The following is a 23,126-nucleotide window of genomic DNA, read 5'->3' on the forward strand; positions in this document are numbered from 1 at the left end:
CATACGCAGGATTTGATATCAGCAATGTTATAATCATATCATCTAACTAGTACAACGCATAAATGTAAATAATAATTTACACAAAGGTACTAAAGTCACAATATTAGTACTATAGCAAGAATCAGAAATGAATAAACTGTAAATTTTTCATTACACGATTTATTTTTTACGCTGGCTTTCCAGCCACCACTTATCCAGCTCGGCGGCAAAATGCTGACGATCGCGCGGCGAGAGTGTGTTTGGTCCCCCCGTTTGTACGCCGCTGGCGCGTAGCGTGTCCATAAAGTCACGCATCGTCAGACGTTCGCGAATCGTGGCGTCGCTATAGCGTTCTCCCCGGGGATTAAGAGCCGCAGCGCCTTTTTCCAGCACTTCAGCCGCCAGCGGAATATCCGCGGTAATCACCAGATCGCCCGCTTCGCATTGACGCACAATTTCATTGTCCGCCACGTCAAACCCGGCGGCCACGCGGAGCGTGCGGATAAAACGCGAAGGCGGCACGCGCAAGGCCTGATTGGCAACCAGAATAAGCGGCAACTGCATCCGCTCGGCGGCGCGGTACAAAATTTCTTTAATGACATTCGGACACGCATCCGCATCCACCCAGATGGTCATAATGTCTCCCGTACGGTATACAATCTTTTATTGTCTCGCGCTTTTGCCTTTCATCAAAGTGCTGTTTCTCCTTCTGCCCGTTTTCAATCCGCGTTAAGCTAACCATTCCCCATAACACACAAACATAGGGAGTGACGAGATGGAGAAGAAAATCGGTTTTATTGGCTGCGGTAATATGGGCAAGGCTATTCTTGGCGGACTGATTGCCAGCGGTCAGGTACTTCCCGGTCAGATCTGGGTCTACACCCCCTCCCCCGATAAAGTTGCCGCCCTGCATGACCAGTACGGCATTAATGCGGCGCAAAGCGCGCAGGAGGTCGCTCAGGTCGCGGATATCGTTTTCGGCGCGGTAAAACCGGGCATTATGGTGAAAGTGCTCAGTGAAATCTCCTCCAGCCTGAACAAAGACTCGCTGGTGGTCTCTATCGCCGCAGGCGTAACGCTTGATCAGCTTGCGCGCGCGCTGGGACATGACCGTAAAATCATTCGCGCTATGCCGAATACGCCATCGCTGGTCAACGCAGGAATGACCTCCGTCACGCCAAACGCGCTGGTCACACCGGAAGATACGGCTGATGTCCTGAATATTTTCCGCTGTTTTGGCGAGGCGGAAGTGATTGCTGAGCCGATGATCCATCCGGTGGTTGGCGTGAGCGGATCTTCGCCGGCCTATGTGTTTATGTTTATCGAGGCGATGACGGACGCAGCCGTTCTGGGCGGTATGCCTCGCGCTCAGGCTTATAAATTCGCCGCGCAGGCCGTCATGGGATCGGCGAAAATGGTACTCGAAACCGGAAAGCATCCCGGCGAACTGAAAGATATGGTGTGCTCGCCTGGCGGAACGACGATTGAAGCCGTACGCGTTCTGGAAGAACGTGGCTTCCGCGCTGCGGTAATAGAAGCGATGACGAAGTGTATGGAAAAATCAGAGGCGCTCAGTAAATCCTGAGGCCCGGCTGGACGTCATGCCGCCACTTCGGTGCGGTTACGTCCGGCATTCTTTGCTTTATAAAGCGCCATATCCGCAGACTTTAGCCATTCCCGATAATGACCGATTTGTGGCGTTAACGGCGCCACGCCCACGCTGATACGTAACATGACCTGCGGCGCGCCCGGCAAGCGTAAGGTATTTAGCCGTTCATGCACTCGCGACATGGCGGTAATCGCGCTGTCTGCCGGCGTTCCGCACATAATCACCGCAAATTCGTCGCCGCCAAAGCGCCCGATAATATCACTCCCGCGTAGCGTTATCTGTAATTGACGCGTCAGGGCGATAATAGCCTCATCCCCAACATCATGCCCCCAGGTGTCGTTAATGCTCTTAAAATGATCGATGTCGATAATCAACAATGTCGCCTCCCGATGATGGCGTCGGCTGTGATCGAATTCATTACGTAATAAAATTTCCCAGTGGCGTCGGTTATAGACGCCGGTCATGCCATCCCGCGAGCTCATCGCCTGCAAGCGTCGCTTATGTTCCGCTAATTTAATGGCCGTTTGGTAACTTACCCAGGCGAACAGAAGCGGATACAACATAATGACGGGCAAAGAGAGCGTGACTTCCAGCGACGAGCTTCGCATCGCGACGGGTAGCCCGGTAAGCTGCAACGTCACCAGACATGACGCCAGCAAAAGGCCCATTCCGACAGTGAATAGCCGCCGCCCGCCAGCCCCCATCAGATTCATGCTCATCATCATAAACAGCGCGGCGGCAGGCAACATATTGACGCCCATCAACGCGATCCACATGCCGGAGAGGATCGCATCCACTTTCAGGTTGTAAATTTCCTGACGTAGCGGATCAAGGGCTTTCGCCGACCACTGCCACGCCAGATGCGGCCAGACAAAAGACCAGCCGACCAGCAACAGCCACCAGCCGCCAAAGACAGGTTGCGTCACTAACACGGCGGCCACCGGTAAAAACATCCCCCCTAACCCCACCGCGCGCGGTAGCCTGATGCGCCGGGCGAAGCGCAACCCGGAGCGCTGACGATCATCAGGAGAGTCAGGCGGCGCTACCGCCTGTTCAACCGCTTTTCGGTAAAAATTTTCATCATTCATTATTTTTGGGAACATTTAGAAACAATTTTCCCAAATTATAGAAACAGAGCGCATGGAGGGAGTATGAAATTTCGGGTGAGTGTTTTTCAGGGCTCACCCGATAGCACTAAGCCGCTTTTTTCAGGCAGGCGCTCATAAACTTGCTACGGTCATCGCCTTTCAGGGATTGTTCCGTCGCCTGAACATTGCATTCACGCATTTTCTGCTGTTGCGGCGTCAGGCTTTTCTCGCCAGGGGCTGACTTACTGTTTTTCAGGCAGTCGCTAAGGTAGGTTTTACGCGCATCGCCTTTCAACGCTTGCGCTGTCGCCTGCTGATTACAGGTTGTCATGCGCTGCTGTTGCGGCGTTAACGGTTTCTCGGTTGCGCCGACGGCGGTTAAAAAGACCAGGCCAAAAAGTAAAGTCACCAGTAATGTTATTCTCATAGCACCATCCTTTTGTCAGTGTACACATTACACGTTGTCCCTTTGGGAAATATCCCAGGGACTTTATATAAGTCTGGCTGTTACTGGCAAAAATACCACCCGGTTGTAAAAGTATTACTTACCGTGAGCAATAGATGTTTTATTGATTGACAAACCGTAGGCTAATGTGCAATTCGATTATCCACAGTCACACTGGCAGGATGCAGAAGAACAGCGCATAGCGTTACACTGTTATTACCATAGCCGCTTCGTTTTTATTTTCTTCTGGTTAATACAGAGCAAAATAAAAACGAAGCGGCCAGGGCTATTTTATAAAAGTAACGTTATAACAACTGTGTTGTTTTAAATACGATTAGTGCCGGGGGTGTCTCAGCAACTTTTTTACATATTGGCGCAGCAATTCCGTATCGTGATCAGGAACGCTGGCATCCGGCTTTACGCCTTCAAGTGCCCCCTCTACCTGACGTATCAACATCTCCTGCTCGTTTTGCGCCATGTTACGTAACATTGCTGTGACGATAATCTCTAACGCTTCTACCTGAGCAACCAGTTCTTTCGACTCTTCTTCTTTTTGGGCTAGCTTAAGCAACAACTCTGCTATGAGATTTTTCATGACCATATTTCCTTATTAGTTCCAGGGTGACGTTATCACTATGAAGAACCACTGCCTAGAGGCTGAAAGTACTATTTTTATGATACAGGAAGAACTTTACACAAATAATTATCACTGTCGCCGCAGCGAAACGTTTCTCAGACCGAAAACGAGACGATAATAAACCATCAAAAAACAATAATCACGCTATATCATAATTTAAGGTTATGCCATCTATAGAAAAACTTCACGGATAAAGAATATATCTTTTAATTTAAACCATATCGTAACGGCAGAAGCGCCGTTACGATGCACCGCTATTGGCCTTTCGCTTTTTGCGCGTTACGCCGACGACGTAACGCCAGGGTCAGTTGCCCAATATTGATCAACACGATCGCCGCCGTAGCGATAAAAACCCAGCGGAAACCGGCCATCGCCGATACCGTCGCGCCCATCAACGGCCCAACCACGTTGCCCAGGTACATAAATGACTGGTTGTAACCAAAAATACGTCCGGTAATTTGATCGCTGGAGTATTTCACCAATAACGTTTGTACGGCGGGTAACATCGCGCCATCGGCAAAGCCTAACAAGAAACGCAACAGCCCCAACTGGAACGGCGTGGTGACCCAGGACATCGCGAAGAAAAGCAGCACTGCGCAGATAAGCGTGGCCATCAGAATTCTTTCCGTGCCGATTCTATCGCCAAGTTTTCCCAGGCGAGGCGCGGAGATAAGCGCGGAGATACCGGGCACCGAGGCAATTAACCCGCTAAGAAAGGCGATGTTATTACTGTCCGGCATCATTGATTTGATAAACAGCGCCAGGATTGGACTGATGGAACCATTACAGAGTTGAATGACCATCGTGGTAAAAAACAAACTGATCACCAGCGCAGGATAAGGTAACGACGCAAAAACGGCTTTACCGCTCAGGCGTTCGCTTTTCCTGATGACCGGACGTACGCCTTCTTTAATTAAAAATAGCGTGACCAGAAAGCTCACCACCAACAGCATGGCGGTAATCAGAAATACCGCCCGCAGCCCGATATGATCCGCGACAAAGCCGCCCATTAACGGCCCGCCGATAACGCCGCTGATCTGCGCGGTAGAAAGCGTACTGAGCGCCCAGCCGCTACGTTCGCGCGGTACCTGAGAGGCTACCAGCGCCATGGCATTGGGGATATAGCCTGACGTTAACCCCATGATTCCGCGCAGCAGGAAAAGTTGCCAGACATGGGTCGCAAATGCCTGCAGTAGAATAGCTATCGCCATCCCGAGCGACGCGCGCAATAGCATCAGTTTACGCCCTTTACGATCGGCGAGACTGCCCCACATCGGCGACACAATGGCGGAAATAAGAAACGTGATGCTAAACGTTAACCCGGACCACATTGATAACGCTTCATGGGAAGAGACGCCAAGCTGGGAAATATAAAGGGGTAAAAATGGCAGGATTTGGCTGATTGCCAGCCCGGTAAAAAAACATCCAAACCAAACGGAAATTAGATTAACTTTCCAGGATTCCATAAGACTCGTAACGGTAAGTAGCTGAAAATACGCGTTAGCTTAGCAAGCTCTCATTTTCCTGGTGGTTCCAGAGGTGCGATACGTCACACTTTGCTATTTTGTCTCCCCGTTCATCATTTTTGTGAAACATATCACATTATATAGCCGCGCAAGGCAGACGTTTATGCTTTAACGACACACGCCGTAGCCCCGCATTCCAAGATGAAAATGGTTAGCATGAGCAGCGTTATAGTCAGGCCCGAGCCCATTGCCATAATAATGGCAACTGGCGTTTAACATAGCGCGTAACCAGGGCCCCGTCTCCTCACGCCCCCAGCCGCGCAGAACAGTGATTTTTCGGCCATCCGATAGCTGAAACCCGCTGACATCCAGCGCTTCTGCGCTGGCATGTTCACTGCGACGCGCATCCGGGCGGTGATAAATATTACGGCAGGCATAGCTGCCCAGATGTTCGATGCGGGTCAGGCGGCGCTTCATCCACGTTTCTGTTAAAGGTTTTGCCTGCTGTTCGACAAACAGCGCGGAGCGCAGCGCCAACGGGCAGGAGGCTAAAAAACTGCTGCTCAGTTTGACCTGGCCAAAATCTCTGACGCGCACAACATGGGACAAGGGACATTCACCAGTGCTATCCGCAACAGGTTGTGATGAAATTAATCCCTGTTGATTGGCCGCCGTCAAAAGCTCCCGGCACTGCGACAGCGTAAGGCGCTGTAGTTTGAAGGTAGTGATCCAGCCTTGCGGATCGGCAAGTTGTAGCGGAGCAAAAGGATTATAATAAGAGGGAAGATAACGATATCCCAGTCCGCCAATGCCGCCCAACAGCACAATAATCAGAAAACCCTTACCTCTCACGCGGCCTCCGTTCTCACATCCCATAAACATTATGGCAGAAGCCCGCGAAACCCGCGTTTTGTCGTGGTAATGTATACGCTTTGCATTCGATGGAATGGGTTTTTAAGATGGCGAAATTGCGGGTAGGAATAGTATTTGGCGGTAAGTCGGCGGAACATGAAGTGTCTTTGCAATCAGCGAAAAATATCGTTGATGCGATCGATAAAACCCGCTTCGACGTGGTGCTGTTAGGGATAGATAAGGCAGGACAATGGCATGTTAACGATGCGGAAAATTATTTGCAGAATGCAGACGATCCGGCACATATCGCGCTACGTCCTTCGGCAATCAGTCTGGCCCAGGTGCCTGGCAAACACCAACACCAGTTGATTAACGCCCAGAACGGGCAGCCGCTACCGACGGTAGATGTTATTTTTCCTATCGTCCACGGTACGCTGGGCGAAGACGGCTCATTGCAGGGGATGCTGCGCGTCGCAAACTTACCGTTTGTCGGTTCAGACGTGCTGAGCTCCGCAGCCTGCATGGATAAAGACGTCGCCAAACGACTGCTACGCGATGCAGGACTGAATATCGCCCCGTTTATTACACTCACCCGAACGAATCGTCACGCGTTTAGTTTTGCCGAGGTTGAATCCCGTCTGGGACTGCCGCTGTTCGTTAAGCCCGCCAATCAGGGCTCTTCGGTCGGCGTCAGTAAAGTCGCTAACGAAGCGCAATATCAGCAGGCGGTCGCGCTGGCTTTCGAATTCGATCATAAAGTGGTGGTAGAGCAAGGGATCAAGGGGCGCGAAATCGAATGCGCCGTATTAGGTAACGATAACCCACAGGCCAGTACCTGTGGCGAAATCGTACTGAATAGCGAATTTTACGCCTACGATACTAAGTATATTGATGATAACGGCGCACAAGTTGTCGTGCCTGCGCAGCTCCCTTCCGAGGTGAATGACAAGATCCGCGCGATCGCGATCCAGGCTTATCAGACGCTGGGGTGCGCGGGTATGGCGCGTGTCGATGTCTTCTTAACGGCAGACAATGAGGTCGTGATTAACGAGATCAATACGCTGCCAGGTTTTACCAATATCAGTATGTATCCAAAACTCTGGCAGGCGAGCGGATTGGGCTATACCGATTTGATCAGCCGCCTGATTGAGCTGGCGCTGGAACGCCATACGGCGAATAACGCCTTAAAAACCACGATGTAATAGCGCACGCCCGATAGCGCAACGTTTATCGGGCGTCTTTTACCTCATCATCTTCGCGCCGGCGAATGATGAACCCCGCCAGCCAGAAGCTGATAATCCACGTTACCAGCCCAACGCCATAGGTTTGCCATCCTTTCGCCTCAAAACCCAGCAATCCTACGACGCCATTCAAAATAAAGATAAGGCCAATAGAGAAGGCATAGTAGTGCCAGTCACGACGAATTTTTACAGGCAAACGCATAACGACTCCGACGTATTAACAGCAACAAAAATGTATTTTTGCATACTTCTGGCGGGCGAGTCTGTGGGGGATACGGAATTTCTTAAATGTTAATTGATTTTGATAAAAGTGATCGTTTTGTGACAACTAACAAAAATTTACGCGATGGATACATTCCGTATGTGAAATTACCATGATTCTGATATTGACAAACACAATGACCTGTCAGACTTCACAGTAAGCCGATGGCATAACGCCAGATCGTAGCCGATCATCCTGGAGGTCTTTATGGCTGATTTCACTCTCTCAAAATCGCTGTTCAGCGGGAAGCATCGAGAAACCTCCTCTACGCCCGGAAATATTGCTTACGCCATATTTGTACTGTTTTGCTTCTGGGCCGGAGCGCAACTCTTAAACCTGCTGGTTCATGCGCCGGGCATCTATGAGCATCTGATGCAGGTACAGGATACAGGTCGACCGCGGGTAGAGATTGGGCTGGGCGTCGGGACGATTTTTGGCCTGGTGCCCTTCCTCACGGGCTGCCTCATTTTCGCCGTTATCGCCGCGTTTTTACGCTGGCGTCACCGTCACCAATAAACCTTAGCGCGCTGGAGAAAATATCCCAGCGCGAAATTTATCGCCCCATACACCGCGCCCGCCGCTCATCAACTCGTTTAGCAAACCAGGCGGTCGTCAGCTTACGCGTGATCTTCGGACTTTCCAGTTGAATACCGGGCAACATTTCCCGCGCAAGCGTCTTACCCGTTTTGGCCTCGGCCAGTTTATAGACTTTCTTGTAGAGCGCCGTTTTTTCAAACGCCAGGCTATCGCCTTTCTCCAGTTGGCTGCGAATTTCACGCTCACTCATTCCCAACTGCCCTGCCAGTTTGCGCACCGCTAACTCTGTTTTGCCCGGTTCCTTGCTGTTATAACGAATCAGATCGCCATCCAGCGCCAGTTTTACCCCACTGGCTTTACTGACGGCATTCTGGAACGCAGCGTTACGGCTGGCGTACCATCCCGCGTTGAAGTCGGCGAAGCGGAAAACAGGCGCGCTGTAGTTCGCCGGGTAATTCAGCAAATGGTAGGTTCCAAACCACAATCCGCCACGGCGCGTAAAGACCTCCTGACGTACCGTACCCGTCATCTTCCACGGATAGCCTTTCGCGTGCTGTTCGGCAAAGGCAATGCTGACCTGCATCGGGCCGCCCGTATGCACCGGGTTATATGAGCCAAATAGCGTCTGCCCCATAGGGACCATATTGATAAAGTCGTCAAAAATAGCGCTAAGCTGTTTTTCGGTTTTTACCGTGTCCAGGCGTTCGCTATAGCTCTTGCCGTTGGGGGAGTTAATTTTCAGCGCGGTGTGCACCAGAAACAGCGGAATGTGTAGTCGTTCAGCGCGGCGATCAATCTCCTGCCAGGCGATTTTACTTAGTCCCGGCACGACAGGATCCGCCTGATAACCGGACTCCTGCTGGGCGACAGCCAGCACCGAACAGATATTTTCTACCGTCGGCGCCAGCCCCTGACTCTTAAACGTTGTCGCGATGTCTTTCGCCCAGGCCTCTCTGTCTTTGACACTGGCCGGCATTTTCTGACGTACTACGCTTGCCACGTCGACAGGCTTCTCGCCCTTGCTCACCGGCTGCCCGGATTGACTACTACAGCCAGCCAATATGGCGACCGCCAGAAAAGGCAGAGGATAAAGACGGGACGCCGCCGACATAACGTTTCCTTCTGTTAGCTAAAAGAGTGGGTCACTTCCTGAACTGGCTGACCATCCAACTGACGTTCAAAGCTACGTAAACGTTTATAAATAGACATCAGCTCCACCAGCGTCGTCCAGGAGTTAATCAAATACTGGAACGAACCGCGCACCTGACCAAACACGTTGGTGATTTGCGTCATCAGCCCCAGCGTAATCGTACCGGCAACAATGGAAGGAAACAGCAGGAACAAACCGAAAACGTTATCGACCTGCAAATAGAGAATGCGCGCGATGTTGAAATACATATAGTGAAAGTAGAGACGGAAGTAGTTATGACGCACCGCGCTAAACAGTTCACGGACGGTTGGCGGCGTGGCGCGGCTGGCGTCATCTTCACCGTAGACCAGCTCCTTACGATAAGCGGCTTCCACTCGCTGATTTTTAAATTCCAGCCCCGGCAATTTGATCCCGACGACTGCCAGCAGGCCCGTCCCCATTAATGACCAGACTATGGCGGCAATGACCAGGCCGTAAGGGATATGCCCTACGATGGGTAAATCCGGCACATGCGCTGACAGGGTGACCAACACCGGCAGAAAGGCGATGAGCGTCATGATGGCATTGATAAAACTCACGCCCATATTCTCCAGTGTAGAGGCAAAACGCATGGTGTCCTCCTGCACACGCTGGGCGGCCCCTTCGATATGGCGCAGGTACTGCCAGTGCGCCATATAGTGCTCATTCATTGCGGTACGCCAGCGAAATACATAGTGGCTGACAAAGAAGTTGTTCAGCACACCGATCACCACGGCGATAAGCGCAATACCGAGAAACACCCCCACTTCATGATAAAATTGACCAAGAGTGACCTTGTGCGGCGAGCTGAGCGCCGTTTGAATCAAATCATAGAACGGCGCGTACCAGGCGTTAACCGCAACGCCAACCTCCACCAAAAACCAGGTGACAAAAATAATGAGCGAGGTGCCAAGTATCGACCAATACTGCCAGCGGTGCGGGCTATAGATGAACCAGAACGTTGCAAATAAACCCACGCAAATCAGGTAATAAGCATAAAAAATCAGATAGTCCAGCGACCAGAAGCGCGCTGCGCTGATAGGCACTTCATCGGATGCCCCTACAAGTCGCGCCACCCAATCTCCTCCTCCCGCCTGCCAGAAAATGACGGCGATCAGCGCCCAAACAAACGCCGACATGAAAAACGGCCCTGGCTTTGGGAAAAAAGATTTAAACATCATGCTCTCCTGCTAACTTCTTCTCTTTATTACGGCTGCTGTAACGGCGGCAATATCACGCCATGCCCACGCAAATGAAAGGGCTAAACCAGGCATTGTGACCTACGTTGTGACGCTTAGTTCGCACTTCTGCTCAACAGAATTGTTTCGACGAGTTTCATTCTAAGCAGGCAGGCTGGCGCTATCAGGTTATCACAAGCGCTCTATCACAAAAGTAAACATTCTTCATCACGAAAACCCGCCGTTACGTTTTTTCACCCACTTTTTTCTCTTTGACGTTTTGCAATGTGCCGCCGGGTAGTATAAATACGCATAACCACCGTTATTTCACTTATGGACATCACCGTTGAAACGTAGTCTGCTTTTTACTGCCATGCTGTTTGCGGCATCACTTACTTCTGTCCAGGCGGCTCAGCCGATTGCCGATCCGGTTTTTGCCTCTGATATCGTTGATCGTTATGCCGAGCATATCTTTTATGGTAGCGGCGCCACGGGCATGGCGCTGGTGGTGATCGACGGCAATCAACGCGTGTTTCGTAGTTTCGGTGACACCAGACCGGGCAATAATGTTCGTCCACAGCTTGATTCGGTCATTCGTATCGCTTCTCTCACCAAGCTAATGACCAGTGAAATGTTGGTAAAATTGCTCGATCAGGGAACGGTAAAATTAAACGACCCTCTCAGCAAATATGCGCCTCCCGGCGCGCATGTCCCGACGTATCAAGGCACGCCGATTACGTTAGTCAACTTAGCGACCCACACCAGCGCGCTTCCGCGAGAACAGCCCGGCGGCGCGGCGCATCGTCCGGTATTTGTCTGGCCAACCCGCGAACAACGCTGGAACTGGCTCTCCACAGCAACGTTAAAAGTCGCGCCAGGCTCGCAGGCGGCCTATTCCAATCTGGCGTTCGACCTGTTAGCCGACGCGCTGGCGACCGCCTCCGGCAAACCTTATACGCAACTGTTTGAAGAAAAGATTACCCGCCCGCTGGGAATGAAAGACACCACGTTTACCCCCTCTCCCGATCAGTGTAAGCGTCTGATGGTGGCAGAAAAAGGCGCAAGCCCCTGTAATAATACGCTGGCTGCCATTGGCAGCGGCGGGGTCTATTCTACGCCAGGAGATATGATGCGCTGGATGCAACAGTATCTGTCGTCAGATTTCTATCACCGTAGCCATCAGGCCGATCGTATGCAAACGTTGATTTATCAGCGCACACAGTTAAAGAAAATCATCGGGATGGACGTACCAGGTAAAGCCGACGCGCTCGGTCTGGGCTGGGTCTATATGGCGCCAAAAGACGGACGTCCTGGCATTATCCAGAAAACAGGAGGCGGCGGCGGTTTTATTACCTATATGGCGATGATCCCACAATATAATATTGGCGCTTTTGTGGTCGTAACCCGTTCCCCCCTCACTCGTTTTACCAATATGAGCGACGGGATTAACGATTTGGTTACTGAGTTAAGCGGCAATAAACCGATTGCTATTCCTGCATCCTGAGTCGTCGCGCCTCGCGCTATATCAGACGAGGCGCAACATTTTTGTTAATATTCGGAGGGCAAACGGTTAATACTGATCAGTTTGCCTTTATTCATTTCAATGTAATTACCCTTACGCAGGGCCGCGAGAACTTCCGCCACCACCGATCGCGATACGCGCGTTCGTTGATGAATATAATTCATAACACCAATACGTGAGCGAAGTTCTTCATCCCACTCAATCATTGTCATTAACGTCGCACGAATCTGGTCGTAAGAATTATTACCAATGAGCTGCTTGTCACGAAGTTCCAGTACCTGGCTTTTCCATACTATCCAACAGAAGGCTTCACGCCACAGTTGGTTCTGCTCAATGATGGCGAGAGTTTGTGATGATGAGAGGCGATAACCGATGCAACCGCTCTCCGCAATTAATTTATATTGTGCCTCTTTTTTCGCCACACCATCGGCTAAGCCGAAAATAAAGGGGGCCTGCACAATACCAATAAGAACTTTATCACCCCGAACTAACGAAACAACCCCCTCTAAAATAACAAAGGTATGGGTATTACTTTCATCAGGTGAACAGATAATCTCTTTATCGTTAACAAACTCGAAACGCGTACCATGCTTAGAAAGGCATTTATCGAGTCTGTTGAATTCCTGTAGTGGCTTGCTTAAAGATAACATATGCATTCCTTGCAATAATGCCCGTCAAGTCCTTGACGGGCATTTTTCAGTTTAAATTACCTTTATTTCTCCTGAGAGAAAATGATTACCAGGTATATTTAACACCAACGTTTGTAGACCAGTCTTGATCAACATCACCGCCGCCGAGGTAGTTAGCATCGGTGTAGGCGCTGAAGTTCTTCGTGAAGCTGAACTGAGTACCCAGACCAACACGTACCGCAGAACCTTCTACGCCGTTGTCGATAGAGTCGCCGTTTACGTCAGCATCGTTGTTGGAGTCGTCGTAAACGTAAGCCAGTTTGAAGTACGGCGTCAGCGCCTGATCTTCGCTGTAAGTGAAGGTATAACCTGCATCTACACCGATTTCATAACGCATGCTGTCGTAGGACTGACCGTCAACTTTCATGTCGTTGCTCAGCTGGTAGTCGTCGCCAGACTGGAACAGACCGGATACGCTGCCGTAAGGCGTTACGTAGCCTGCATCACCCAGCTTCAGATCATAACCCAGTTTCAAGCCAAAGCCCCAGGCGTCAGAAGAGGTGTTGCCGTCAACGTAAGTACCGTCGCTCATGTTAGCAGACAAATCGTTGTTGAAGTGAGAGTAGCTCAAGTTACCATCAACAAAGATGTTGTTTGCGAAACGAGCGGAAGAGTAGATGTAGGCAGACTGGCTGTCCTGATCCACCTGACCGGTACGATCGCTCAGATCGCCTTTCGCGAAGCCTGCTGCCGCACCAACGATCCACTTAGCGTTGTTACCATCAACTTTGGTATCAACACCGACCATGATGCCATTAACATCCTGATCGTAGTTAATGGTGCCGTTGTCGCCGTTGAAGTTACCGCCGAAGTAGCTTACCCATGCGCCGCCGTTATCCGCCAGGCCATGACGAGCGTTGGTCAGACGAGTACCAACGGTGTCTTGTTCCAGGTTCCAGATATTGGTGTTCGCAGAAGGAATGCTCAGCGCCATGTTAGCGTAGTCGGTCAGTTCCATCTGTTCCAGCACGACAGTGTTGCCTTCCTGCTTAGCCTGATAGGTGTAAGCACCCAGGTCAGCTTTGTTTGCAGCAGAGAAGGTAGCGGTGCTGTTCTTATCGTTAACATAGATCAGCTCATTACCTTTATAATCCGCAACAGAACCCGTGCCTGTAGCATTGTCGATACGTACTTTATAGTTACCGGTTGCAGCTGCAACATTGTCACCAACGTTATCAACTTCATCCTGACCTGCTTCCGTCTGGTCGGTATCGTAAGTATCGCCGTTACCGTTAATGGTCAAATGACCATCAGAGTTCATCGCAATCACGCCATAACCGTAATTAGACTTAGTCGTGTCGTTAGTACGATCGTTAGTCAGGTCAGCATCCAGTACGAAACGGTTACTTTCGATGTTGAAAACACCTGCGTTCACATAACCGTTAGCATCGGTGTAGCTGGTCAGGTTCAGAGTATCAACCTGCAGCGCATTAGAAGCGCTATTACCAACATCCAGTACACCATTATTGGTTACGTTGATAGTGTTTGCGTACAGGGCAGCATCATTTACGCTCCAGCCAGCAGAAACATCATCAGCAATCGTAACGGTACTGTTATCGATAGACAGGGTATCAGTTGCAACATGACCATCTTCATTGATGTTCAGAGCAGAACCACCAGTCAGGCCGATAGTGTCAGAAACCAGAGTAGAATCAGCAACATTGACAACAGAACCACTATTGATACTCAGCGTATCAATCAGAGAAGTTTTAGTAGTGTCCCACTGTGATCCGGTATTCAGGGTCACGTTAAACAGGCCGCTCTGATAAACTTCGTTACCAACGATATGGTTATACTCACTGTAGTCAGTATAAATGTTATCAACACCTACAGTTGATAATGGCCACAGACTATTAGCTGCGATATCGATCAGATTTGCAGTTGCCTCGGTACCTACAGCATAAGAATCGTAAACTCCATCCGGAGATGTGGCATCAAGAATACCGTCGCCGTCAGTATCTACAGTATATTCAAAAACACCGTCTCCATCGGCATCAGTACCAGTGTCTGTCATATGTACAGACATTGCTGCACCAACCCATTTGCTACCATTATTCAGGGTAACATCCATACGGTCAGTGCCATCCCAACCGTTCGTGTCGCGGTCAGCATCAGTATCACGATAGCTATCCGCTCCATTCGGGAAGAAGTTCTCATCGAAATTGCTGGAGAATACAACATCGCCCATCAGCGTGGAGTTGCTGAGGTTGACCGTCGTCTGCATTGCATTATCAGCGTATGGGTTTGCAATTGCCGCAATCGCAATGTCATCAGCAGTATAAGAACCGCTGTAATCGCTAGCGTTATTAGTATTACCAAACCAGCCGGAAGTACCTTCATCAGACCATGAGCCAGAGGTTACGGTAGAATCAGCAACATTGATTGTGTTATTAAATACTTCACCGCTGTTTACGCCAGTGCTAACGGTGTTATCGTCGATATCTTCCCATTCGTAGCCCTGAGTCAGGGTAATACCAGCAACATGAGAATTATTTACAATAGACAGATCAACTTCCTGATCCAGTGTAATCGCGGTACCCATGTCATAAACATCAACAACATGCGTATCCGCAGTACCATCGGTATAGGTACCGTTATAGGTATAATGCTCGTAGTTGTCATCAATGGTAGAGTTATCAACGGTCAGCGCCAGGCGATCATATACATACCCGGTGTCACGATTTACGCAATCGGTAGTCATACACTCGGAGGTAATCATACCATGAATAGTACTGTTTTTAATTGTCAGGCTATTCGCATTAGTATTGGTAGTAACGCCATCATCCAGATAGTAGGTAGAAATAACGCCATTAACTCGCGCGTTATTGATTACAGGATAAATGTCACCGTTATAGTAACTATCAGTTGCGTAGTTGTTCCAACCTACATAGCCATCATAATAAACGCCATCAGCGTAGGTCGCATCGTTGTAGTGATGAAACGTATTGTAAGTGGTACCAGAAATATCATTAGTAGTAGCATTCGCCTGAGAAGTGATTGCCAGAGTGCAAGCCAATGCTAATTGTGAGACTACAAGTTTCTTTTTCCAGGAGTGCATTTGTCATCCCTCCTCAGGGACGTAATATAGTTGATCCATCAATTATCAATGCATAAAAACATATAGATGTTTAGCAAGGAGGATTATGCGGCGTCATTGCTAAAAGGTTCAATTATTCTTTATCCTCAGTCCGGATTCGGACATGAATTAAAAAGACGTAATAAAAGGAAAATGGATAATTAAAAATCATTCTTTTTCATGAGGTTACAAGAAAATAAAAAAATAAAATACATATGAGATAAATATGGATTAAAGAAAAATAAAATAAATATGAATAATGTTAAAACCCACATTTACTTAAATGACGATGAAATAAAACTAAAAACAACGTAAAACTAATTCTTATTTAAAATGATATAGTACCTGAGGTATTAATCTCCGGTATATAAAAGAAGCGCCATGTTCTGCCGCCGCTGGGGCTGCGCCTGCTACGTTAAGGACCGTTTTCGTAAAACATCTGCCTGCAGATTCAGGTATACTGGGCCTTCGATTCCACAAACATCAGGCAGACCATGACAGACCTTATCCATCGCCCTCGCCGCCTGCGCAAATCCGCTGCGCTGCGCGCTATGTTTGAAGAGACAACACTTAGCCTGAACGACCTGGTGTTGCCGATCTTTGTTGAAGAAGAACTCGACGATTACAAAGCTATTGATGCCATGCCCGGCGTAATGCGTATCCCGGAAAAGCAGCTGGCGCGAGAGATTGAACGTATCGCAAATGCTGGCATTCGTTCCGTTATGACCTTCGGCATTTCCCACCATACTGATGACACCGGCAGCGATACCTGGAAAGAAGACGGCCTGGTGGCAAGAATGTCCCGCATCTGTAAGCAAACCGTGCCGGAGATGATTGTCATGTCCGACACCTGCTTCTGCGAATACACCTCGCACGGCCACTGCGGCGTGTTGTGCGAACACGGTGTGGATAACGATGCGACGCTGGCCAACCTCGGCAAGCAGGCCGTTATCGCGGCGGCGGCTGGAGCAGATTTTATTGCGCCCTCCGCGGCCATGGATGGACAAGTCCAGGCTATCCGCCAGGCGCTGGATGCCGCCGGTTTTACCGATACGGCAATAATGTCCTACTCCACCAAGTTCGCCTCTTCTTTCTACGGCCCCTTCCGTGAAGCAGCGGGTACCGCGTTAAAAGGCGACCGCAAGACGTATCAAATGAATCCGATGAACCGCCGTGAAGCGATTCGCGAATCACTGCTCGACGAAGCCCAGGGCGCGGATTGCTTAATGGTGAAACCGGCCGGCGCGTATCTGGACGTGCTGCGTGAAATCCGCGAACGCACAGAGTTGCCGCTTGGCGCTTACCAGGTGAGCGGTGAATACGCCATGATTAAATTTGCTGCTATGGCTGGCGCCATTGATGAAGAAAAGGTCGTGCTGGAAAGTCTGGGCTCGATTAAACGCGCCGGCGCCGATTTGATTTTCAGTTACTTCGCGCTGGATCTGGCTGAGAAAAATATTCTGCGTTAATTCTGTTACAGGGCGGCGCGCTGCCGCCCTTTCCCAACTTTACACCCCACTATTCAGTCGCTGACGCTAACCCGTTGCCGGACGCGGCTTATCCGGCTTACGGCTATTCCTCGATCGCCTGGCGAATTTGCTGCAACGACGCGGGATCGTCAATAGTTGTCAGATCGCCCGGATCTCGGCCTTCACAGATCGCCTGGATCGTGCGGCGAAGCATCTTTCCGGAACGCGTTTTGGGGAGCTGCGAAACAAACCAGACATGCGCCGGACGACCAAAGTGACCGATCTGGTTGTCCACCAGCGCCATAATCGCTTTTTCCTCGTCGCGCGCCGCCTCGCGATCCGCCAGCGTATCGCTCTGCTTCGGAATGACAAACGCCACCGCTACCTGCCCTTTCAGAGCGTCCTTTATCCCCACCACCGCCACTTCCGCTACGTTCGGGTAACCGGAGATACTTTCTTCTATTTCTCGCGTCCCCAGCCGATGGCCCGCAATATTAATCACATCATCGGTACGGCCCAGAATAAAGTAATACCCCTCGGCATCGCGGATTCCCCAGTCGAAGGTGGCATAAACCTGACGGTTAAACAGCGACCAGTAAGTCTTCACAAAACGCGCATCGTCGCCCCAAATAGTCTGAATACAGCCCGGCGGCAGCGGCCCCTCAATCACCAGCATGCCTTTTTCATTTATGCCGCAGGGGTCGCCGGTGACTTCATTGAGTAGCTGGACGTTATAACCGTACATCGGCACCCCCGGGCTTCCCAGACGCGACGGCCTGTCGTCCAGCGCGCGGGCCAGCGCCATGATCGGCCAGCCGGACTCCGTCTGCCAATAATTGTCGATAACCGGCACACCCAGCGTCTCCGTTACCCAACTGGCCGTCGGCTCGTCCAGCGGCTCACCGGCCAGATAAAGCGCCTCCAGCGAGGAGAGATCGTGATTGCGGATTTGCGCCGTCGGGAATTTTTTCAGCACGCGAATCGCGGTCGGGGCGGAAAACATCCGGTTAACCTGGTATTTCTCGACAATTTTCCACCAGACCCCGCAGTCCGGGTACGTCGGCAGTCCTTCGTAAACAATAGTCGCCATGCCTGCGAGCAGCGGCGCGTAAACGATATAGGAGTGGCCGACGACCCAGCCGATATCCGATGCGCAAAAGAATACGCCGCCCGCCTTGCCGCCAAAAATGGTGTCCATCGAGGTTGCCAGCGCCACCGCATAACCGCCGACGTCGCGCTGGACGCCTTTCGGTTTGCCGGTAGTGCCGGAGGTGTAAAGAATGCATGAGGTTTCATTGGATTCCAGCCACGCCACCGGCACGCTCGCGCCGAGATGCTGCTGGCGCAACGTGGCAAAATCCAGATCGCGCCCATCCACCCACGCCATTTTCGCCAGCCCTCTGTCCACCAGCAGAACGTGTTTCGGCTGATGCTGCGCCTGCGCAATAGCGTCATCAAGCAGCTTTTTATACGGCAGGATTTTACCGCCCCGCGCTCCGGCATCCGCCGACACAATCAGCGCCGGTCTGGCATCGTCAATGCGCGCCGCCACGCTGTGCGAGGCAAAACCGCCAAAGACCACCGAATGGATCGCACCAATGCGCGCGCAGGCCAGCAGGGTTATCTGCGCTTCGGCAATCATCGGCATATAGACCAATACGCGATCGCCACGCTGCACGCCTAGCGACAGCAACATGGCGGCCACAGCGTTGACTTCATCATGCAACTGGCTGAAGGTAAATGTGCGCTCTTCATCGGTCTCTGATGAGACGGCAATCAGCGCCAGCGCCTCCGGCTGTTTATCCCGCCAGCGGTCGACGGCGTTATGACATAAGTTAGTGGTGCCGCCGCAAAACCAGCGGGCAAACGGTGGACGGCTATGATCCAGCGTCTGCGTAAACGGCTGTCGCCAGTCGATACGCCGGGCCTGCTCGGCCCAGAACGCCTCCGGTTCGTTAATGGAACGCTGATAAAATTCGCTAAAAGACATCACGCTCTCCTGTTGAACTTACGCCTTACTGCTGGCTGGCTCAGATGACATATAAATCGAGGTATTCGTTAACCGGCATCTGCTCCAGGCGGGCTCTGTCCAGGGAGACATCCAGAATGCGTTGCTGCTGGCGAGTCGGGAACTGACGCGCCAGGTTTATTTTAAATTTTTCGATAAGCTTCGGAATACCGTCGGCGCGGCGACGCGCATGACCAATCGGATACTCCACGACAACCTCGCCAAAGCGTGAGCCATCAGTAAACTCCACGGTGATCGCATTGCCGATAGCACGTTTTTCCGGGTCGTGATAGTCGGCGGTAAAAGCCGGGTCCTCATAACACACGATTTTCTCGCGCAGGGCGTCAATACGCTTGTCCTGCGCCACCTCGTCTTCATAATCCGCCGCGGTTAACCGTCCGAACAGCAACGGCACGGCGACCATATACTGGATACAGTGATCGCGGTCCGCCGGGTTATTGAGCGGGCCTTTTTTATCGATAATGCGGAGACAGGCTTCGTGGGTGCGGATGGTCACTTTCTCGATATCCGCTGCCGTTTTACCCGCGGCCTGCATCTGCTCATACAGCGTCATCGCCGCTTCGACGGCGGTTTGCGAGTGGAATTCTGCCGGGAAAGAAATTTTGAATAGCACGTTTTCCATCACGTAGGAGCCGTAAGGGCGCTGGAAACGGAACGTTTCACCTTTGAATGAAACGTCGTAGAAGCCCCAGGTTTTGGCGGTGAGCGCCGAGGGATAGCCCATCTCGCCGGTTTTCGCCATCAGCGCCAGACGTACCGCGCGCGAAGTCGCATCGCCCGCCGCCCAGGATTTGCGCGTACCGGTATTCGGCGCATGACGATAAGTGCGCAGCGACTGGCCGTCGACCCACGCCAACGATACCGCGTTGAGGATCTCATCGCGCGTCAGCCCCAGCATTTCAGCGACCACCGCGGTCGAGGCCACTTTGACCAGCAGCACATGATCAAGCCCGACACGGTTGAAGGCGTTTTCCAGCGCGATGCAGCCCTGAATTTCATGGGCTTTGATCATCCCACTCAATACCTGTTTCATGGTCAGCGGCGCTTTGCCGGCGGCGACGGCGTTACGTGACAACCAATCCGCAATCGCCAGAATACCGCCGAGGTTATCAGAAGGATGGCCCCACTCGGCGGCAAGCCAGGTATCGTTAAAATCGAGCCAGCGGATCATCGCGCCAATGTTAAAAGCTGCCTGTACCGGATCGAGCTGGAACTGGGTGCCCGGCACGCGTGCGCCGTTGGGCACCACCGTGCCTGGTACGATCGGCCCAAGCAATTTTTTACAGGCCGGGTATTCCAGCGCTTCCAGACCACAGCCGAGCGTGTCGAGCAGGCAATAATGCGCGGTGTCGTACGCCACCTTTGAGGTGATGTCGTAGTTCATCACGTAATCCACGATATCGACGATTTCGCGGTCAAATTCCGGGCGGATGTTCAGTTCTTGGGTAGACATAGGGTACGTTTCCTGCATTTTATTTTTAATAAGAGTGAGTTAGCAACGATCGTCTATCGAGACAAACGGACGATCTTCCGGCCCGGTATAGTTGGCAGAGGGGCGAATAATCTTGTTGTCCTGACGCTGTTCAATAATGTGCGCCGCCCAGCCGGTAACGCGGGCGATGACAAACAGCGGGGTGAACATTTCGGTAGGGACGCCCATCATGTTGTAGGAGACCGCCGAAAACCAGTCGAGATTCGGGAACATCTTTTTGGTTTCCCACATCACCGTTTCCAGACGGTCGGCGATGTGGTACATCTTCAGCGAGCCGCCTTCTTCTGAAAGCTGTTTCGCCACCCGTTTGATCACCTGATGGCGCGGGTCGGCGATGGTGTAAACCGGATGTCCAAAGCCAATCACCACCTCTTTGTTTTCCACGCGTTTACGGATATCCGCCTCTGCCTCGTCCGGCGTTTCATAACGCTGTTGAATTTCCAGCGACACCTCATTCGCCCCGCCGTGTTTCGGGCCCCGCAGCGCGCCAATCGCGCCGATAATCGCGGAGTAGACATCCGAGCCGGTCCCGGCAATCACCCGGCTGGTAAACGTCGAGGCGTTGAACTCATGCTCGGCATACAGCACCAGCGAAATATGCATCGCCTTTTCCCAGCTTTGGGTTGGCTTTTCACCATGCAGCAGATGCAGGAAATGGCCGCCGATGGAATCATCGTCGGTTTCCGGCTGAATACGTTCGCCGTTGTGGCTGTAGTGATACCAGTAAAGAAGGATAGAGCTGAGCGAGGCCAACAGCTTATCGGCAATATCGCGCGCGCCGGAGACGGTATGTCCCTCTTTTTCCGGCAGGGTGCAGCCCAGCGCGGAAACGCCGGTACGCATCACGTCCATCGGGTGCGAGGCCGCCGGTAACGCTTCCAGAACGGTACGGACATTGGCGGGTAATCCGCGCAGCGCTTTTAACTTGCTTTTATAAGCGTTCAGCTCGTCGCGGGTCGGTAATTTTCCGTGGATCAGTAAATGCGCGACTTCTTCAAATTCGCAGTGCTCCGCCAGATCGAGAATGTCGTAACCGCGATAGTGCAGATCGTTACCGCTTTTTCCCACGGTACACAGAGCGGTATTTCCGGCAGGTACGCCAGACAAGGCGACGGATTTTTTGGGCTTAATGACATGGTTATTATTTTGCAGGATCGTGGTGTCGCTCATAGTGTCCTCGTCATTTTTTTAATGTGTAGGGTATTGAGGCGTGTAAGCCGGATAAACGTAGTGCCATCCGGCATTGCCTGATGGCGGCTTCGCCTTATCAGGCCTACAGGCTACGATTTTTTATTCCTGTACAGCGCGTCCAGCTTCTCTTCGAACTGGTAGTAATTGATGCTTTCGTACAGCTCGTTGCGGGTTTGCATGATGTCGATCACGTTCTTTTGCGTCCCTTCCTGGCGCAGCACGGTATAGACTCTTTCTGCGGCGCGGTTCATGGCGCGAAACGCCGACAGCGGATAGAGCGCCATCGCCACGTTTGCACTGCGCAACTCGTCGGTCGTAAACAGCGGCGTCGCGCCAAACTCAGTGATGTTGGCGAGGATCGGCACCTGCGCCACGTCGGCGAACTGGCGGTACATCGACAGTTCGGTGATCGCCTCCGGGAACAGCATGTCAGCCCCCGCGTCCACGTAAGCCTGCGCGCGATCGAGAGCCGCCCCCAGCCCTTCCACCGCCAGCGCATCGGTACGCGCCATGATCACAAAGTTCGGATCGGTGCGCGCATCCACTGCCGCCCGAATTCTGTCTACCATCTCCTCTTTCGAGACGATCGCTTTGTTTGGACGGTGTCCACAGCGCTTAGCGCCAACCTGGTCTTCAATATGCAGCGCGGCGGCGCCCGCTTTGGCTATGGACTTTACCGTCCGCGCGACATTAAAGGCGGAGGAGCCAAAGCCAATATCCGCATCCACCAACAGCGGCAGCGGGCAAACATCCGTGATGCGCCGGATATCGGTTAACACATCATCCAGCGTAGAAATCCCCAGATCCGGCAGTCCAAGCGAGCCTGCCGCTACGCCGCCGCCAGAAAGATAGATAGCCTGATACCCGGCCCGTTGGGCCAACAGAGCATGGTTAGCATTGATCGCGCCGACAATTTGTAATGGATTCTCTTTAGCGAGCGCGGCGCGAAATGCCTGCCCCGGCGAATGTAAAGACATATCTCGTCCTCATGTTAGTAAATTGTTACTCAAGATGTATTCACCAAAGCAAAGGCTATGCCAGGCAAAGAGGCAGCGAGAAAATTAAATACAATGAGATTTAAAAACAGGTGATTACAGTCATTTCTGTTATGAATAAGCGCGATTAAGGTAAAAGAAAAACGTGTCAGCTAACGTTTCATGAAACGAATCGCCCTGTTTCATTGCAACATTTATGAA

The 23,126-nt window shown here is 51.6% G+C and carries 20 protein-coding genes; 5 read left to right on the forward strand and 15 right to left on the reverse strand.

What is annotated here, in order from left to right; all coding sequences use genetic code 11:
• Positions 1-159 precede the first annotated feature (159 nt).
• The gene (locus tag ACLJPE_RS09115) at positions 160-615 is read right to left on the reverse strand and encodes a YaiI/YqxD family protein (RefSeq protein ID WP_000158137.1); all 456 of its coding nucleotides are present in this window, start codon (positions 613-615) and stop codon (positions 160-162) included.
• 139 nt (positions 616-754) lie between these two features.
• Here ACLJPE_RS09115 and proC point away from each other — a divergent pair, with 139 nt between their 5' ends.
• Positions 755-1,564, forward strand: coding sequence for a pyrroline-5-carboxylate reductase (gene proC / locus ACLJPE_RS09120; RefSeq protein ID WP_023251914.1), 810 nt, complete (start codon positions 755-757; stop codon positions 1,562-1,564).
• Between the two features lie 14 nt (positions 1,565-1,578).
• On the opposite strand, the gene adrA is transcribed toward proC, so the two are convergent.
• The 5 genes from adrA to ACLJPE_RS09145 all read right to left on the reverse strand — a co-directional run bounded on the left by adrA (position 1,579) and on the right by ACLJPE_RS09145 (position 6,106).
• Positions 1,579-2,691, reverse strand: a complete 1,113-nt coding sequence (gene adrA, locus ACLJPE_RS09125; protein ID WP_023251915.1) for a diguanylate cyclase AdrA — start codon at positions 2,689-2,691, stop codon at positions 1,579-1,581.
• Between the two features lie 91 nt (positions 2,692-2,782).
• Positions 2,783-3,103, reverse strand: a complete 321-nt coding sequence (gene psiF, locus ACLJPE_RS09130) for a phosphate starvation-inducible protein PsiF (protein WP_023251916.1) — start codon at positions 3,101-3,103, stop codon at positions 2,783-2,785.
• A gap of 352 nt (positions 3,104-3,455) precedes the next feature.
• The gene (iraP, locus tag ACLJPE_RS09135) at positions 3,456-3,716 is read right to left on the reverse strand and encodes an anti-adapter protein IraP (RefSeq protein WP_001518423.1); all 261 of its coding nucleotides are present in this window, start codon (positions 3,714-3,716) and stop codon (positions 3,456-3,458) included.
• Between the two features lie 296 nt (positions 3,717-4,012).
• Positions 4,013-5,224, reverse strand: a complete 1,212-nt coding sequence (locus tag ACLJPE_RS09140; protein ID WP_000446772.1) for a multidrug efflux MFS transporter — start codon at positions 5,222-5,224, stop codon at positions 4,013-4,015.
• Between the two features lie 168 nt (positions 5,225-5,392).
• A complete protein-coding gene (locus ACLJPE_RS09145; protein ID WP_031601937.1) occupies positions 5,393-6,106 on the reverse strand; it encodes an extensin family protein in 714 nt (237 codons plus the stop codon).
• A 77-nt stretch (positions 6,107-6,183) separates the two neighbouring features.
• On the opposite strand from ACLJPE_RS09145, the gene ddlA reads away from it, so the two are divergent.
• A complete protein-coding gene (gene ddlA / locus ACLJPE_RS09150; protein ID WP_023251918.1) occupies positions 6,184-7,278 on the forward strand; it encodes a D-alanine--D-alanine ligase in 1,095 nt (364 codons plus the stop codon).
• A 25-nt stretch (positions 7,279-7,303) separates the two neighbouring features.
• Here ddlA and ACLJPE_RS09155 read toward each other — a convergent pair whose 3' ends face one another.
• On the reverse strand, positions 7,304-7,519 hold the full coding sequence (locus ACLJPE_RS09155; RefSeq protein WP_001239240.1) for a DUF2754 family protein: 216 nt from the start codon (positions 7,517-7,519) through the stop codon (positions 7,304-7,306).
• 267 nt (positions 7,520-7,786) lie between these two features.
• Here ACLJPE_RS09155 and ACLJPE_RS09160 point away from each other — a divergent pair, with 267 nt between their 5' ends.
• The gene (locus tag ACLJPE_RS09160; RefSeq protein WP_000763139.1) at positions 7,787-8,095 is read left to right on the forward strand and encodes a YaiY family protein; all 309 of its coding nucleotides are present in this window, start codon (positions 7,787-7,789) and stop codon (positions 8,093-8,095) included.
• Between the two features lie 37 nt (positions 8,096-8,132).
• Here the strand turns inward: ACLJPE_RS09160 and yaiW are convergent, their stop codons facing one another.
• Both yaiW and sbmA read right to left on the reverse strand, forming a co-directional pair.
• Positions 8,133-9,227 (reverse strand): surface-exposed outer membrane lipoprotein YaiW, encoded by a 1,095-nt coding sequence (yaiW, locus tag ACLJPE_RS09165; protein WP_001271421.1) that lies wholly within the window; start codon positions 9,225-9,227, stop codon positions 8,133-8,135.
• 14 nt (positions 9,228-9,241) lie between these two features.
• On the reverse strand, positions 9,242-10,462 hold the full coding sequence (gene sbmA / locus ACLJPE_RS09170) for a peptide antibiotic transporter SbmA (protein WP_000477023.1): 1,221 nt from the start codon (positions 10,460-10,462) through the stop codon (positions 9,242-9,244).
• A gap of 346 nt (positions 10,463-10,808) precedes the next feature.
• Here sbmA and ampH point away from each other — a divergent pair, with 346 nt between their 5' ends.
• Positions 10,809-11,966, forward strand: coding sequence for a D-alanyl-D-alanine-carboxypeptidase/endopeptidase AmpH (gene ampH / locus ACLJPE_RS09175; protein ID WP_000830775.1), 1,158 nt, complete (start codon positions 10,809-10,811; stop codon positions 11,964-11,966).
• A gap of 44 nt (positions 11,967-12,010) precedes the next feature.
• Here ampH and iprA read toward each other — a convergent pair whose 3' ends face one another.
• Positions 12,011-12,634 (reverse strand): hydrogen peroxide resistance inhibitor IprA, encoded by a 624-nt coding sequence (gene iprA / locus ACLJPE_RS09180; RefSeq protein ID WP_000950235.1) that lies wholly within the window; start codon positions 12,632-12,634, stop codon positions 12,011-12,013.
• A gap of 85 nt (positions 12,635-12,719) precedes the next feature.
• The gene (gene ehaB / locus ACLJPE_RS09185) at positions 12,720-15,731 is read right to left on the reverse strand and encodes an autotransporter adhesin EhaB (RefSeq protein ID WP_039514445.1); all 3,012 of its coding nucleotides are present in this window, start codon (positions 15,729-15,731) and stop codon (positions 12,720-12,722) included.
• Positions 15,732-16,243: 512 nt separating this feature from the next.
• Between ehaB and hemB the strand changes: the two genes are divergently transcribed.
• A complete protein-coding gene (gene hemB, locus ACLJPE_RS09190; protein WP_000130724.1) occupies positions 16,244-17,218 on the forward strand; it encodes a porphobilinogen synthase in 975 nt (324 codons plus the stop codon).
• Between the two features lie 103 nt (positions 17,219-17,321).
• Here hemB and prpE read toward each other — a convergent pair whose 3' ends face one another.
• The 4 genes from prpE to prpB form a co-directional block, all read right to left on the reverse strand.
• Positions 17,322-19,208: a propionate--CoA ligase gene (gene prpE, locus ACLJPE_RS09195; protein WP_000010219.1), complete on the reverse strand. Its 1,887-nt coding sequence runs from the start codon at positions 19,206-19,208 to the stop codon at positions 17,322-17,324.
• A 40-nt stretch (positions 19,209-19,248) separates the two neighbouring features.
• The gene (locus ACLJPE_RS09200) at positions 19,249-20,700 is read right to left on the reverse strand and encodes a bifunctional 2-methylcitrate dehydratase/aconitate hydratase (RefSeq protein ID WP_000107076.1); all 1,452 of its coding nucleotides are present in this window, start codon (positions 20,698-20,700) and stop codon (positions 19,249-19,251) included.
• Positions 20,701-20,739: 39 nt separating this feature from the next.
• On the reverse strand, positions 20,740-21,909 hold the full coding sequence (gene prpC, locus ACLJPE_RS09205; protein WP_001285878.1) for a 2-methylcitrate synthase: 1,170 nt from the start codon (positions 21,907-21,909) through the stop codon (positions 20,740-20,742).
• Positions 21,910-22,019: 110 nt separating this feature from the next.
• Positions 22,020-22,907, reverse strand: coding sequence for a methylisocitrate lyase (gene prpB, locus ACLJPE_RS09210; protein WP_039514447.1), 888 nt, complete (start codon positions 22,905-22,907; stop codon positions 22,020-22,022).
• Positions 22,908-23,126 lie beyond the last annotated feature (219 nt).

It is taken from the genome of Salmonella sp. SAL04196 (assembly GCF_046550835.1).
GTDB classification, from domain to species: domain Bacteria; phylum Pseudomonadota; class Gammaproteobacteria; order Enterobacterales; family Enterobacteriaceae; genus Salmonella; species Salmonella enterica.